Annotated in this window: 13 protein-coding genes and 1 pseudogene; 3 read left to right on the plus strand and 11 right to left on the minus strand. The window is 60.4% G+C overall.

All coding sequences use genetic code 11. The annotated features are described in order from the left end of the window. Nucleotides 1–38: 38 nt before the first annotated feature. From C5F75_RS16885 to tssI, 9 genes are all read right to left on the minus strand, one after another. Nucleotides 39–452 carry an immunity protein Imm33 domain-containing protein gene (locus C5F75_RS16885; RefSeq protein ID WP_226094288.1) on the minus strand — a complete coding sequence of 138 codons (414 nt, stop codon included), beginning with the start codon at nucleotides 450–452 and terminating at the stop codon, nucleotides 39–41. Next, on the minus strand, nucleotides 403–558 hold the full coding sequence (locus tag C5F75_RS37635) for an Imm1 family immunity protein (protein WP_181035428.1): 156 nt from the start codon (nucleotides 556–558) through the stop codon (nucleotides 403–405). The genes C5F75_RS16885 and C5F75_RS37635 overlap by 50 nt, the downstream gene beginning before the upstream one ends. Before the next feature lie 17 nt (nucleotides 559–575). Next, nucleotides 576–806 carry a hypothetical protein gene (locus tag C5F75_RS36790; RefSeq protein ID WP_059577190.1) on the minus strand — a complete coding sequence of 77 codons (231 nt, stop codon included), beginning with the start codon at nucleotides 804–806 and terminating at the stop codon, nucleotides 576–578. A 15-nt stretch (nucleotides 807–821) separates the two neighbouring features. Beyond that, entirely contained in the window at nucleotides 822–1139 is a 318-nt protein-coding gene (locus tag C5F75_RS16895; protein WP_059577193.1) for a DUF7716 domain-containing protein, read from the minus strand. 236 nt (nucleotides 1140–1375) lie between these two features. Continuing rightward, nucleotides 1376–1684 (minus strand): hypothetical protein, encoded by a 309-nt coding sequence (locus C5F75_RS16900; RefSeq protein ID WP_059577196.1) that lies wholly within the window; start codon nucleotides 1682–1684, stop codon nucleotides 1376–1378. 221 nt (nucleotides 1685–1905) lie between these two features. After that, the gene (locus tag C5F75_RS36350; RefSeq protein WP_146075208.1) at nucleotides 1906–2391 is read right to left on the minus strand and encodes a hypothetical protein; all 486 of its coding nucleotides are present in this window, start codon (nucleotides 2389–2391) and stop codon (nucleotides 1906–1908) included. Between the two features lie 384 nt (nucleotides 2392–2775). Further along, on the minus strand, nucleotides 2776–3171 hold the full coding sequence (locus C5F75_RS16905; protein WP_059577199.1) for an immunity 50 family protein: 396 nt from the start codon (nucleotides 3169–3171) through the stop codon (nucleotides 2776–2778). Further along, on the minus strand, nucleotides 3168–7775 hold the full coding sequence (locus C5F75_RS16910) for an RHS repeat-associated core domain-containing protein (RefSeq protein ID WP_081066462.1): 4608 nt from the start codon (nucleotides 7773–7775) through the stop codon (nucleotides 3168–3170). The genes C5F75_RS16905 and C5F75_RS16910 overlap by 4 nt, the downstream gene beginning before the upstream one ends. A 54-nt stretch (nucleotides 7776–7829) precedes the next feature. Further along, nucleotides 7830–11009, minus strand: a complete 3180-nt coding sequence (tssI, locus tag C5F75_RS16915) for a type VI secretion system tip protein TssI/VgrG (protein WP_104012466.1) — start codon at nucleotides 11007–11009, stop codon at nucleotides 7830–7832. Nucleotides 11010–11376: 367 nt separating this feature from the next. Between tssI and C5F75_RS16925 the strand changes: the two genes are divergently transcribed. Continuing rightward, nucleotides 11377–12177 (plus strand): cystine ABC transporter substrate-binding protein, encoded by an 801-nt coding sequence (locus C5F75_RS16925; RefSeq protein ID WP_059577205.1) that lies wholly within the window; start codon nucleotides 11377–11379, stop codon nucleotides 12175–12177. An 87-nt stretch (nucleotides 12178–12264) separates the two neighbouring features. Here C5F75_RS16925 and C5F75_RS16930 read toward each other — a convergent pair whose 3' ends face one another. Next, nucleotides 12265–12468 (minus strand): hypothetical protein, encoded by a 204-nt coding sequence (locus C5F75_RS16930; RefSeq protein WP_059577208.1) that lies wholly within the window; start codon nucleotides 12466–12468, stop codon nucleotides 12265–12267. Between the two features lie 274 nt (nucleotides 12469–12742). Between C5F75_RS16930 and C5F75_RS36355 the strand changes: the two genes are divergently transcribed. Then, nucleotides 12743–12982: a hypothetical protein gene (locus tag C5F75_RS36355; RefSeq protein WP_146075209.1), complete on the plus strand. Its 240-nt coding sequence runs from the start codon at nucleotides 12743–12745 to the stop codon at nucleotides 12980–12982. A 551-nt stretch (nucleotides 12983–13533) separates the two neighbouring features. Continuing rightward, nucleotides 13534–13815: pseudogene (locus tag C5F75_RS37240) on the plus strand (IS21 family transposase); the annotation flags it as partial. A 100-nt stretch (nucleotides 13816–13915) separates the two neighbouring features. On the opposite strand, the gene C5F75_RS36360 reads toward C5F75_RS37240, so the two are convergent. Then, nucleotides 13916–14605: a hypothetical protein gene (locus tag C5F75_RS36360; RefSeq protein WP_146075210.1), complete on the minus strand. Its 690-nt coding sequence runs from the start codon at nucleotides 14603–14605 to the stop codon at nucleotides 13916–13918. Between the last annotated feature and the right edge of the window lie 2 nt (nucleotides 14606–14607).

Here is a 14607-nt window from a genome sequence, read left to right on the forward strand (position 1 = left end):
TCCAAACAACTGAAAAAGATCGGCGGCGTGTCGGTGCCTCACTCCATCCACACGTCTTCATAGCCGGCATCGTCGATGATGAAGCGTGCGCCGGCCGGCAACCATAGATATGGCAGAACCGATGGCAGATAGGTCGACAGGTGCGCCGCATGCAACGGCTGATAGAAGTCGGCGGCGTCGGAATATTCGCCGCAATGAAAGAACCATCCGACGTTGTCGCCTTCGGACAGTGCGACGCGCGTGCCGTAGACGGGCATGCGCCCGAGCGTCGACATCGCGACGGCAACCATGTCTTCAGGTTCGACGGCATGCAGGCCGTAGCGTGCGCAAACGGCGTCCTGTTGTGCGCGCAGCGCTGCCAAATCGTCCGCCATGTTCATGTCCTTCCCCTCGCGCGGAGGGTCAGCCGGCTTGCCAGCATAACCGCGGATCGGCGCCGCCAGTCGATACAAAATAGGCTGCCGCCCGCGTCGCCGTCGCGAGGTCGACGCACTGTCGCGCCGGATAGCGGCCTCTCTGGCCGCCCGCCACGAGTTCGACCGTTTCGTCCGCCGACACTCCGGGCGTCGTCAGGTTCAGTAATGCGGCATCGATCTCCGATGCGATGAAGACGACGTATCGGCGTCGTGGCCGCCGCCAATCGTCATCACCGTTGCATCGCTCGCGTCGAAGGCGACGGTCGAGCGATCGCGGCCGTTCAGTCGTTCGACGGCCGCGATCGCTTGCGCAGGGTCGTCGCACGGCGCTTCCGTCACGTGTGAACGATTGCCGATGGTTGTTTCCTCGATCACTGTCGTCGTTCGCATTCGCTATGCGTGGCGTCAAAACAGGATAAATGCATCGTTCTCGACATAGAAGACAAACGCGTCGAGCAATTGCGCGACGCTCGGCTCGTCCACCTGATCGTGTGCGTTGATCACGATGTCCTCGATCGTCGCGCTGTCCAGCGTGACTTTCCAGCCGGGCTGGGCCGCCATGGCAGGCGCAACGTCGGCTGCCGCGTCATCGACGTCTTCGAAAAACGCCCCCTCGGTATCGAGCGCCCACGGCATCGGCGGCAGGTAAAGCCACCCGGAGAAATCGCCGGGGCGTTCGAGAATATGTTGTAGCGACACTTCGGTCGGGGAGTCGATCGACATGGGTATTGCGGTGGTATCCGGATGATTGCGTTGCATCGGCCGCGAGAACCTCACGGCAGGCCGTGATTATGCCAATTTCAAGCGAGCGCGATCGGCAGGTTTCCGTTGCAGGCGGGTGGGGGTGCGCGCTGCATGTGGATCGAAAAATACCGTCGGGTCAACCGTCTGACGAGCCCATGCCGGCTATATCGGCTGCCAGAGATTCACGATATCGCAATACCTATTTCCCAAACCGGTCAGGCAACTCTGCTCTGATACTCGCCAAAACACTTGGCGCAAACAGCGGCAAGCTTGCCGAAGACAGCCGCATGCCGCTCCTCGAAATCCGGCCCAAATGGCGCATCACCAGGCTCTGGCAGACTGAACTGTTTCGCCACCTCCGTCGAGACGAAGTACGAAATGTCGGGGCGTCCGTCTCCCAGCCAGTCGATGTCATAACGGAGCATTTCCAGGCGCCCCGCATCCGTTTTTATGTCGGCCGCGATATCGCTTGAAACGTGTATCAGATCGGTCGCGCCATGCGATTTACACAGTATCGTGCCCATGTTTCGTCTCATTGACGTTTCCCATTCGTAACGTCTTCTCGTCGACTTGTTGCCCCTGAAACCGAACACATTCTTCGGCACAAGCCCGGCCGCCTTCGACGCCTGCGAAATCACCGTTCGCGCTTCACCCAAACTTTGTACGACGCATCCCACACCACATCATCGCAATTGTTCGTCAGTCATCGCGGTGTATCGATCTGGTCGCAAATCGGCACACCCGCTCAAGTGTCACACTCGCATGCCATCAGATGTCCTCCCACTCGGCCAAAATATTCAATAAAATATTTTGCCAACTCCGGCCCAACTATTTTCAAAAAGAACAAATAGACATAGAGCGGTGTCTCATCCCGGATATCATCTTGCAGCCATTGCCCCTCACTTCCAAAGCAGCAAATTACACATCGAACCAGAGCAGAAAATGCGGTATTTGATTTCCGCGCCACCTTTTCCAGGTGCCATAGCCTCGCAAGCACCTGCCTTCTTGTTAACCGCGGCGACTTTATATCATCAATGATTGGAACCATTTTTAAATACGCCGCAGCAATCCGCTTCTCTCGATCACGAATTAAATTTCCCAGCACCTCTCCTTGAACAAGATCAAGCAGAAATTTTGCATAATGATTCGTGATTTCGCTGAATGAAGCATTCTTTTCGAGCAGCCTTACCTCAAGCGATTCGACTTCGCTCACTTCCCGATGATCAATCATTCCTTCACTCCGTCACACACTCCCAATTTCCGCATCACTTGAGCACAAGAGGGACAGAACTTCAAATGCTTTCCGTCATTTCTGATAGTTGTTGATGTTGCGCCTTGAGTAATACCCCTCAACTCATCGACCGATTTGACATTATTGCTCGCGGCAATGTGACTGAGCGCATCGGGTTCCCCACAATAGCCATAAGTAAATGGAGAACGCTGGTCCTCAGGAACGGCGTCGTAAATGTACGCTTGCGCGATTGGCACCTGAAGCTGAACGCCTCTTGAGCTCGTCGTACTGACCAACGTCCCATTTTGAGCAGCGCTCGCAAGAGCAACGAGCCAGCCCAAGTGGGTCGATTCAGCGCATCGAGTTATGCGCGGACTGGAAAAGTTAGGCGCTACCTAGATTGCCGTACGTGATTCCCTCTACGCGAACCCAGTCGTACTTCAACGCAATCGACGCGCCTTCCTTGCAATTAATCGTTATCGCAGCAACATTATCGGCGACGGTCGATACAAACGACGCAACAATGTTATCGTACCCCCACCCTCCGATGGAGAGGCCGGAAACACCGATAAATGACAAGCTCAGATAGACGACGTCATAGTCTTTCGGCCATCGGTTCGGCTGCGAAACAGGCTTCTGAGTGGTCATGATTCTCACCGACAGTCGAGGTTCGTCCCGCTTGAGTTGGACCTCAAGGATCTCGGCACCATCAAGTGGTGCTTCGCTCCCATAAAGCGCCGTAAGGGCTTGTGGATTCATGATCCGCTGTATCGGGTTCATTTCTTGTTCCGGCAGTCGAAGTAATAGTGATCATCCATTCCCTGAATCTTTCCTGTGCGGGTGTTTTCTTCGGGGCGTACGTTGTGGTGTGACGGTTGATCGCCGATCCCCCCTTCTCCGAATACGTGGCCTGCGGAATGGTCTTGGATGACCACGTTTTTACCACCGACCTGATAGGTCAATTCCCGCGTCATGACGGGCTTGTTGTTGTCGCCAAGAAGCCAATTTCCGCTGGAATCCGTCAACGGGACCATTTTCTGGCTGATGGGCTGCTGAGACAAGGGGATGCCGAGCTGCCGACGAATATCTCTCAGACTTGACCGACGAGACTTACCACACGGATCGCAAGGACAGCGAGCAAGGCCGAGCGGGTCGATCCACCCTGTTGGGTTGTCAGCATATTGATACGCGTTGATCCCGCCAGCGAGCCCAATCGGATCTTTGCCAACGAAGCGCCCACTTCCGGAATCGTAGTACCGATACCGGTTGTAATGCAGCCCTGTTTCGTCATCGACCTGCTGCCCCTGAAACCGCAACGGATTCTTAGGCGCGATCCCCGCCGCCTTCGACGCCCGCGCAATCACCTCCCGCGCTTCGCCCCACGCCTTGTACGACGCTTCCCACACAACGTCGCCGTCGTCGTCCGTCAGCAACTGCGGCGTACCGATCTGATCGCAGTGGTAATAGAACACCGCCGCGTCACTCCGCCGCTCCGGCACCTTCTGCAGCGGATCCTCCTCCGGCACATAGCGGTCGGTACTCTTCCACTCCGGCGTCGCGATCCCATCGACGGGCTCCGCCACATACTGCGCCAGCGGCACGAACGTCCCCGGCTCGTAGAGATAATGCGTGCCACGCTCGCCATCACTCTCGTACGCCAGCGTGTCACCGTCCCACCCGAACACCGTCCGCGCGCCGTTCACCTCCTTCGCGATACGTCGCCCGAACGCATCATAGAAATACCGCGCCTGACTCTGCCGCGACGTCTCGGCAACCCGCGCGCGCAGCAAGCGATTGAACTCATCCCACTCGTATTCCTGCTCACCCGCGGGCGTACGCTTGCGCACCAGATTCCCGCGCGCGTCGTACTCGAAGTGCATCCCCGCATACGCCTTCAGCAGGTTCCCGAGCACCTTCGGCACCTCGACCGGCAACGTGCTTTCCGGCCGCACCGGGCTCGGACGCGATGCAGGCGTCTCCGCCGTTCGCACCGGATCGATGATGTTGCTTGCCGGATCGAACGCAAACCGTTCCTTCGCGACCGGACTGATTGCCTCGATCAACCGTCCGACCGGATCGTATCGATAGTCGGTCCCGCCCTTGCGGCTGTCCTCGATCCGCGACAACTGCCCCGCCGCGTCATAGCGATACCGCCGCTCCGCAAGCGGCGCAGGTGACGTCGACCGCTGGATCGTCTGCTGCAACACACGTCCGGCCGGATCATAGTGCGTGCGCTGCCCAACCTTGCTCGACAACACGCGCACCGTCTCGCGATGAAGATCGTCACGCTCGAACTGCACGCGCTCCTCGCCATCGAGCAGCATTCCGTGCACATGCCCCGAGCCATACATCAACCAGTCGACCACATGCCCGTCCGGCCGAACGGTACGCCGCCGATTGCCGAGTTCGTCGTATTCGTGATGCCATACGTAGCTGCGCCGGTCGCCGAACAGATCGTAGGCGTGATGTTCACGCACCAGATTGCCAACCGGATCGAAGAAGAATTGCACGCGGCTGTACCGATTCACCGCGTCGATCAATCTGCCGCTCCGATCGTAGGCAAACCGCTCTTCGCTTTCCCCCGCGGCGCGCTTCAGCAGCCGGCCGTTTGCATCGACTTCGACCGAAGTCACGCAACCCGCTTCATCGATCGAAACGAGACTGCCGCTCACGCTGTCGTACTGATAGCGCGTCGACTTGCCGTCGAAGCCCACCTCCTCGATCAGCCGTCCCGCAGGATCGTAGTGAAACAGGTACGTCGCAAAGTTCGCATCGGTCAGCGCGGACAAGCGGCCGAGACGGTCATAGCGATACGCAACCGTCTGCCCGAGCGCATCGGCGCGACTCGCAATGCGGCCGGCCGCATCGTAGCCATATCGCGTCGAACGATCGAGTTGATCGGTATGCCGCAGCAAACGGCCTTCCGCGTCGTATTGGACTTGCTCGACACCGGCAGGCGAACGCACTTCCGTCGGTTGTCCGTTCGGGCCGTAACGATAGGCAACCACGCCTCCGGCCGCATCTTTCGTCTCGATCACACGCCCGATATCGTCGTACCGCCACTCCGTCGTCTTTCCGGAGCAGTCCGTATACCTCGTCATCTGCCCGGCATCGTTGTACTCGAGCGTCTTCGAGCCGCCCTTCGCATCGGTGATCTGCGTCGGCAAACCCTTGTCGTTGTATTCGTACTTCGTGGAATGTTCGAGCGGATCGATTTCCTCGACGACGTTGCCCGCGTCGTCGTACTTGCGCTGCCATACATGACCATTCGGATCGACGAGCCGGATCATCTGATCCTTGTCGTCATACGCCATCTCGACAACGCTGCCGTCCGCCCGCTCGTGCCGAATCAGGTTGCCGCGCGTGTCGTATTCGCGACGCTCGATGCTGCCGTCCTGCCGGATATGCAGCACCAGATTGTGATGGGCGTCGCGCCGGAACCACTCCTGGTTACCATCCGGATACACGATCCGATACACGTAGCCGTGGATGTTGAAGTAGTACCGCGTCATCTGACCGAGCGCGTCGGTCACGTAGGTCAGACGGATGTTCGGATTCCACGCGAGCCGGAGATCCAGACTGCCGTCGTCGGCGTATTCGCGAATGCATTTCGCGTCGGCATTGTCTTCAGCATCCGCGCCGTCCCATTCGAGCGTCATTCCGCGGCCGGTTCGGTCCGTGTAACGCGTCACGAGGTGGCGGTGATATTGATACGTCCGCGCATTGCCATGACGATCGACCGCGCGCACGAGGTCCCCGTCCGCATCGTATTCGTAGCTCGCCAGTGTGCGACGCGCACCGTCCTTGAGCACGTGCTCGATCTGCACGATACGGCCGTGCCTGTCGTGTTCGAACGCGAGCACATTGCCACTCGCATCGATCAGGCGCGCAACGCGATCGAGCGCATCGTAGTCGAGCGTGATCGTGTTGCCGGCGCGGTCCTTCTGCATCGCAAGCCGGAACGCGTCGCCGCGGCGCTCGTACACATGCAGCACGTCATGGCCGTATGCGATCGTCACCCAGGTATCGTCGAGCCGCGACAGCGTCAGGTTCTCGGACAGATCGTCGTGCACCGCACCGGCCGCAAGCGCCGGGTACTCGATGCTGCGCCCTTCCGCATCGCGATAGATCCACTGACCGTTCTTGACGTCGATTCGCGTCGTATACGGCGTGATCCATCGTGCACCGAGTTCACCGTTGTCATAGGCTGACAGCCGGGAACGATAGGTACGCTCCCATACGACGGGCATGGCGCCCGGCAGGTCGAAATCCACGTGCGAAAACGTTTCGTCGCCGAACGCGAAATCGATGGATGCCGGTGATGCCCCGAGCCCGCATGCCTTGCACGCGCTCTTCCCCGGTCCTTCGGCCGGCGCTTGCCCGTCGGTTTTCTCGAGCCCCTCCTGCCCGCGCGTCTTCTTCGCCTGGCTCTTCCCGCTTGCCTTGACGTCCGCAGTCTGCTCATGAAGCTTTGCGCGTGCCTTGACGCGCCCGACTGCCTCGATCAGTTGCAAGACCAGCCACATCATCTTGCCTTCTTCACTGCCTGCAAGCGAGCGAATCGATGACGCAATCTTCGGCGCTTCGGTCCGAAGGAAAGTCACCGTGCTTCGAAACGGCTCGAGCCATGCATCCGGCGCGAGCGTCGCCACGGTGCCCGCAGTCTTGTTGATGACCTTCTTTCCGAGCGCCTTGGTTCCTTCGTACGCGAATTGAATGCCGTCACCGACGCGGCTCGGGCTGTACCACGGCCGGTCGTCGGCCATCTTCTCTGCGAGCTGCTGCTGTCGCTTCAGATTCGCGTTGGCGTCGAAGAGCTGACCGTGCAGCGCCTTGTCCATGCCCGTCGCCAGCGCGAGCATAATTTCCTGGCATGTCGATGCACATCCGTCGAGCAGCTCGACGAGGCCAGCCTTCAGCTTGTTCAGAAAATCCTCGATCTCGGTCGCACACGTCGCGTTGATATGCGTGACCAGCACGGAGATGATCGCCGCGCCGAGATTGTTGCGGGTCGCCAGCAATTCGTGACGGACGAGCGCGAGCAGCGGGCGCGCCGACATCCGGAACGGCGCGAGTGTCGGCGGAATCGGAATGATGCCGAGCAGGTTGATCGCGAGGCTCATGTAATCGAGTACCTGGCCGCCGCGCTTCTCGATGATCTCGGCAATATCCCCGAGCGCGTCGACCATCGCCATGATGTTGCCGATGATCGGCACCGCACCGGCAAACGTCTTCACGTCCTCGAACGTGATGTGGTTGCCGCTGATCCGTCGCAACCACGCATCGAAGCGGTTGCCGACCGCGGCGACATCCTTGGCGGAAACATCGCTGAGCCAGGTAACAGCCTGTTCCTTCTCAGCGCCCGGTGGAAGTTGTTGTGCCATGTCGTTCTTCGTTCAATTCGTTTTTTTTCAAGACGGCTGACAAGCCGCGCTCTCTCAGGATTTCAACGGCCCGCCAAACCCGCTCGTCGGCAGCTTCATGCCCGTCGCGCCCGTGGCCGACGCCACGGTCGTGGCGCCCTTGCCCGCGATACCGGCGACGCCCGGCAATGCGCCCTGCAATGCGCCAGACGCCGCATTCGCAGCCGGCGCGGCCAGCGCGGCAAGCCCGCCCTGACGTGCGGCCTGAACCATCCCGGCCACCTGCTTCGCCGCACCGCTCAAGCTGGAGGCCGTCTGCAACGCCGACGCAACGCCGGCACCACCCAACGCAGTCGCAGCGGCCGGCAATGCGGCGCTCGCGAGCCCGCCGAGGGCCGCGCCCGCGTTGCCGCCACTCACCAGCCCCATCGCCGCTGTCGTCGCGGCCGGCGCCATCCCCTGCAGCTGGCTCGCGAGCTGTCCGCTTGCCGCGGCCTGCGCGGCTTCCGGCGACGGTTGCACGGGCTCCGCCGGCCACTTCGCCCGCTTGAAATAGTTCGCCGGCTGATCCGACTCGCGCGGATCCTTCCCGAACTCGACGCGCACCGCGCCCGGCGGCAACCCGCTCACAACCGTATGACCGCTGTCGTCGAGTGCGCCTTTCTTCAGCACGGCGCCGTTCACGTCCTTCACCGTGAACAGTCCGCCTTTCACCGCCTCGCCGTTCACGTACTTGTGAAACAGTTCGAGCTGCCCCGGCTGATCCGGCCGGGGGCTCGGCAACGGATACCCCATGCTCGCCGGCCCGGCGAACGTGTGCGACGCCCCCTTCACATCGACGGCGCCCGGCGCATGAATCTCGATGTTGCCGTCCTTGATGCGGATATACCCGCCGCCGCTCGTCAGCAGAATCCCCTGATCGGCCGCGATCTCGATCCGGTCGGTGGCGGACACAACCTTCACCGCCTTCTGCGCGGTCACCTCGACGTTGTCCGACTGCGCCTGGATCTCGACCTTGCCCTTGCCCGCGAACAGCTTCATCCCTGCGTTCTGCACGAACAGGCTCAGCTTCTGCCCGATGCTCCCGATCAGCGACTTGCCCGCGGCCACGTGCACGCTCTGTCCGCTCGCCACGTTCACGTGATCGTTCGCGACAACGTGCAGCGACTGCTGCGTCGACATCCCGATCCCCGACGGGCTGCCGAACAGCATCACCGGCTCCTTGAACGCATTCGCACTGCCCGTGCCGCCGCCCGCCGTACGTCCACCGGACGCGTTGCCCGACTTGCTGTCCTGCGTCGCGTCGGTGAACGCGCGCATCGTTTCGTGCGCCTCCTTCAGGCTTTCCGCCTGATGCTGCTCGCTCACGCCCGACATCGCTTCGATCAGGCTCTCGCCCGTCACGAGCTGCTGCTGCGCTTCCTTCACGTCGAGCGGCTGGCTGTTCGCCGCCTTCGGATGGGTCGTCACGTACAAGCCCTGGCTCGCCCGCACCGCGCCGTACGCATCCGAGCGCAGATCGAAGCCGCTACCGAGATACGACCCGCGCGCATTGCCGTTCTGGTCGATGATGTAGCCGAGATGCAGCAGGCTGTTCGCGCTGCTGCTCATCAGTTGCACGCGGTTCTGCCCGGTCGCGTCGTCCATCACGAGCTGGTTGTAGCCGCCGCCCGAATACTCCTTCGACCGATACCCGGACAGGATCCCGTCGCTATGCCACTGCGGCTGGTTCGCGCCGTTGTACACGCGCCCGACGGCGAGCGGCCGGTCGCAGTCGCCGCCCACATGGTCGATCAGCACTTCCTCGCCGATGCGCGGCACGTGCACGCCGCCGTAGCCGCCGCCGGTATCCGATTGCACGACGCGCACCCAGCACGACGCGTTCTCGTTACCCGGGTTCAGGCGGTCCCACACGAACTGCACGCGGATCCGGTTCAGCTCGTCGGTATAGACTTCCTCGCCCTGCGGCCCGACGACGATCGCCGTCTCGAGATGCATCTTCGGCTTCTCGTGTTCGAACGGGCTGCGATACGGCACGCTCACGCGCTGTGCTTCGACCTCGACGAGATAGAAGCCGACCGAGCCGTCGTCGTGCGGCACGCGAAACGCGGGGTCGGCGCCATAGCCGTCCTGCGCCTGCGTCAATGCTTCGCGCAGGCTGTACGGGAAATCGGCGCTGCTGCTGGCAACGGGCAGGTTGTTCTCGATCCACCATTCGACGCCGATCGCCGCGAATTCGCGCTGGTCGGCCGGATCGCGATCGTGTTCGGGATGGTCCGCCAGCGTGAAGCGCCGGCCAGCATCCATTGCACGCACGCCGCCCGCGCCGTGGAAGCGCTTCGCCTCCGACTCCCACTGCTCCATCCGGATCTTCGTCAGATGATCGCCGCGCGTCTGATCCAGATACGTGTACGCACCGGTGTACTCGTACACTTCGAGCTGGTCGGGCAATTCGCCCTGGCCGGCCATCGTCGGCAGCGACGTGCCTTTCGGATTCGACGGTTGAGACGGATTCTTGTAGTCGAACGTGCGTGTCGTTCGGGTCACGCTCTGCAGCGTGCGCGTGCCGGACCATTGCGTGAGCGCGTCAGTTTCGCTCGCCGCGCCGCCGTGATAGAAGCGCACGGCCTGCGGCGACAGCGGCGCGAACGCCTGCAGGTTGTCGGTGATCACGAGCGTATGCGACTTGCCGTCGTCGGCCTGCTGCCACGTGGTGTAAAGGCCTTCGCTCTCCATCAGCCGGTGCACGAAATGCCAGTCGGTATCGTGCTGACGCGTGTACGAACGGCTCGGCAGCGGCTTCGACAGCGCAAAGCGGAAATGGCCCTTCGCCTGCGGATGCTGGTCCAGCACGTCGCTGATGATCTGATCGACGGTCGTATCGTTCCAGATCCGCTGGTCGCGACGGAACTTCAGGAAATGGGTGAAATCGGCAAACGTCAGCTGATAGGTCGTGAGCCCGCCGTCGGCGCCCAGGCGACGCGCGGTGTGCACGTAGCCATTCACCGGCCGGTAGCTGCGGTCGCCTTGCTGGATCCACAACGTGACCGGCTGCGCGATCAGTTTTTTGAGTTCCAGATCGCTGTCGGTCGACAGCACGTCGAGCGTGAACTCGTACGCGCGCCCGATGCGTGAGCGGCCGACTGCCCGCTGTACGGTCAGGACGTTGCTCCCCAATGGCGTCTCGAGCTTCAGCAACCGGTCCTGCTGAAGCAACCCGCCGCGCAATGCGGCGATCGTGTTCTGCATGTTCATGGCTACGGCCTTTTCTTCTTTTGACGCGCCCTCGGATGGCGCGCTGAGCGGTTTCGCTCGCGCGATTTTACAGACAAATTACGGCCCGAATCGGAAAAATGACCTGATTTAAAAGAGTATTTTTAAGTGGATCCAGAATGCCCGCGGCGAACGGTTCGACCAGGCAGTCGCCGTGCACAGCCCATGCCGTCGCGCTGGATTGCCGCCTTCAATCCGCTGAAATCGATTGCAATCAGGGCCAATTCGACTTCCGGTGCGGCGCGGTTGCGAGTAGTGTCTACGTGCCCGTATTGCGGCCCATCGAGGCCAGCCAGCGCCCGGTGCCCGTCGCTCACCACAACACCCTACTGACCACTGGAGATCCGCGATGAAACGTTCGAAGTTCCTGCTGTCGGGCCTGCTGCTCGCGTCGGCCCTCGGCTTCACGGCCGTCGCCGCGCATGCGGAAGACCTGCTCGATTCCGTGAAGAAAGCCGGCGTGCTGCGCGTCGGCCTCGAAGGCACGTATCCGCCGTTCAACTCGCGCGGCACGTCCGGCCAGCTCGAGGGTTTCGACGTCGACGTCGCGAACGCGGTCGCCGGCAAGCTCGGCGTGAAGACGCAATTCATTCCGACCGAATGGAGCGGCATCATCGCGGGCCTGCAGGCCGGCAAGTTCGACGTGATTGTCAACCAGGTCACGATCACGCCGCAGCGCAAGGAAGCGCTCGACTTCAGCCAGCCGTACACGTACTCGGCCGCGCAGTTGATCCAGCGCAAGGACGATACGCGCAACTTCAAGTCGCTCGAGGATTTCAAGGGCAAGAAGCTCGGCGTAACGCTCGGCACCAACTACGACCAGATGGCGCGCAGCGTGCCGGGCATCGAGGTGCAGACGTATCCGGGCGCGCCGGAGAAACTGCGCGACCTCGCCGCGGGGCGGATCGAGGCGACGCTCGACGACCGGTTGATGCTGCCGTACATGATCAAGACGTCGAACCTGCCGCTGCGCTCGGGTGCGGTGCTGAACGGCGGCAAGCAGGAGATGGCGATCCCGTTCCGCAAGGGCAACCCGAAGTTCGAGAAGGCGATCAACGACGCGCTCGATTCGCTGCGCAAGGACGGCACGCTGAAGAAGATCTCGATGCACTGGTTCGGCAGCGACGTGACGGTGCCGGTCGCGCAGTAAGCGGTTCGCCGCGCGTTCGATGCGTCACGTTTTCGCTGCGGCGAAGGCGTGACGCGCGGTTGCAGCCTTCCCCCTTTGCCTTTTCCGTCAGGCCGCGTCGTCGAAACGGGCAAGCAGCATCTGGCCGATCGGCGTCAGCGCCGGGCGTGCCGCTACCTTGTTCACGCGTAGCTGCGTGTCGTCGACCAGCCGCTTTTCGACGAGCACGGCAAAGGCCGGGTTCGCGAGATCGACACTGTCGGGCGCACGCGCAATGCGCAGCAGCATCGAGAATTCGTGCGGGCTCAGCATGGTTCGTGTCTCCTGATCGTCCGCGATGCAGTTCGATCGGCGTCGATCGCGTTTTTGAATGGAATGGATGCGAGGCGGAAGCCGATGCGCTGCCGGGAGTGAGATCCCGGGTGAGCCTGCGCGACGCGGGCACGGCGTCGGATGCGGTCACGCACACTCGGCTCGTGAAAACGCTGCCGCGATGGGAATGTGCAACGTTAGAGGTGCGGCGTGACGCGGGCGTGACAAGAAAAAGGGGTAACGACGGCGCTCGCGACATCGCGGCGCGCGACCCATGAACGAAAAAGGGGTTACGGAAAATTCCGTAACCCCTTTTCGGATTTGGTGCCGGCTGCAGGAGTTGAACCCGCCACCTGATGATTACAATGCTTCGGAAGAATCACGGAAAATCAACGTGTTAGATCAAAATTCGTTCTACAAGGACGTTGTAAGCGCAAGGCTGAAACTTAATGCCTTCAAGGCTCCGGTTTGGGTTGTAGAACAAAAATTGGGCATCAACGCCAATGTGCCTTGACAACGAGGCGCCATTGAACTGGGCCTTGGCCATATTGGTGTTGGTGATGATTTTGAGGTGGCAGCGCATTCCCGAGCGTCGATACCGCGCTTCCCCCACAGCCCTCGCACCGATAAATCCCGGAATGCGGTGTCTGCCCGCCCGGGGCGTGCAAAACATCGAATTCAGCACCCTGCTGCTGCGACAGATAGTTTCCATTTTTGTAATATGCCATTCCCGGTCTCCTTGAGTTAGTTTGACTTCGCGAAATACATTGGCAATTTCAAACAGAGATAGATCACCACACTAGCGGCAATTTCCTATCGTAGTAGTCGGAAGTTATAGTTTCAACCATGGCGTTAGTGAGACTGGAAAGGCGCTTAGGAGTGTCGTCCGGGCGTTCGGAAGCGACCTGGGATACACAGAGAATAAAAAAGGGCCGCATTCGTGTTGCGTATATGTTGATTGCCGAGCAAAACTGACCCGTTTGCGGCAAGTTTTCTCATCGAAAATTGACCCACATTTTCGAATGCCGGCTTGGGATGCCGAGCAGGAGAACCGGAGTGATTACGGTGAGTATGTTGGCCAAAATCCGGCGGATGCACTTCCGCGACGGCGTCCCTCTCCGGGACATTTCTTGACGTACTGGGCTGTCCAGAAACACGATCCGGCGATGGCTCCGAGAGCCATCCACTGGCGAGCCAAAGTATCCGAAACGTGCCAGCAAGAGCGTTATCGGCGCTTGGGCAGAACAACTGCGTCAGTGGTTGATTGCTGACTCACGCCGTCCGAAACGGGATCGACGGACAGCAACACAGATGTACGAGGGGTTGCGCGCTGCTGGCTACGACGGGATGACCGAGCACTATGTACGAAAGCGCAGCGCTAAAGTCACGCCAACGAGGTGAACTACTTGCAAGCTCGGCTGCCGGTGAGACCAGCTGGCTCGACGCTTTAGCGGGACTCGGCGATTTCCTCTATCGCGCCTTCAAAGAAGTCGAGGAATTGCGGGGCAAGCCGTTCGGTCACTTTTACCAACCCGCCTTTGCTAAATGACAATTGACCTTTGATCATACGCGCCGTCACTTCGTAGGTCGCCGTGTCGACCACATAGGTCTTGCCCGTTGTTTCCCAAATTGCCTTGAGGTCGATTCCCTCCTTGGAGGCAAGCTCGACTCGCCCGACCACATGCCGGTCGAATACTACGTTGATTAGCTTCAAACCCACTAAGCGAATTTGGTCAAACTTATTAAAGAATGGCGGAGTCGTGGAATCGCCGAAGACTATCGGTTGAATTGAAAATCCATATCCCGCGATTCGTCCCAATTCGTTCATAAGCATCTTCACCGACTTCCCCGGATTGTCCACCCGCAGAAACACCACATCACCTCTCGAAAAAAATTTGAGATCGACAAAGTTAATCGTAGATACAGACTCGGTCCGAGGATTGCCATCCTCATCGAATGCAACCGCAGATACTGTCGAGCGCCATGCGAAACGAAGGCAATCACCGGTCTCGTCTGATTGTTTCGGGCGAAATCCGCAATCCGATTCGAATGTGAGCGGAAAATTGAGAAGCTCACGAACCAAGTTCGACACTCCGGAAGGAAGCGTGAGCCTATACCATTTGAATCGCAGGGTCATGA

The sequence above is a fragment of the Burkholderia anthinoferrum genome, from assembly GCF_002925705.1.
Lineage (GTDB): Bacteria > Pseudomonadota > Gammaproteobacteria > Burkholderiales > Burkholderiaceae > Burkholderia > Burkholderia semiarida.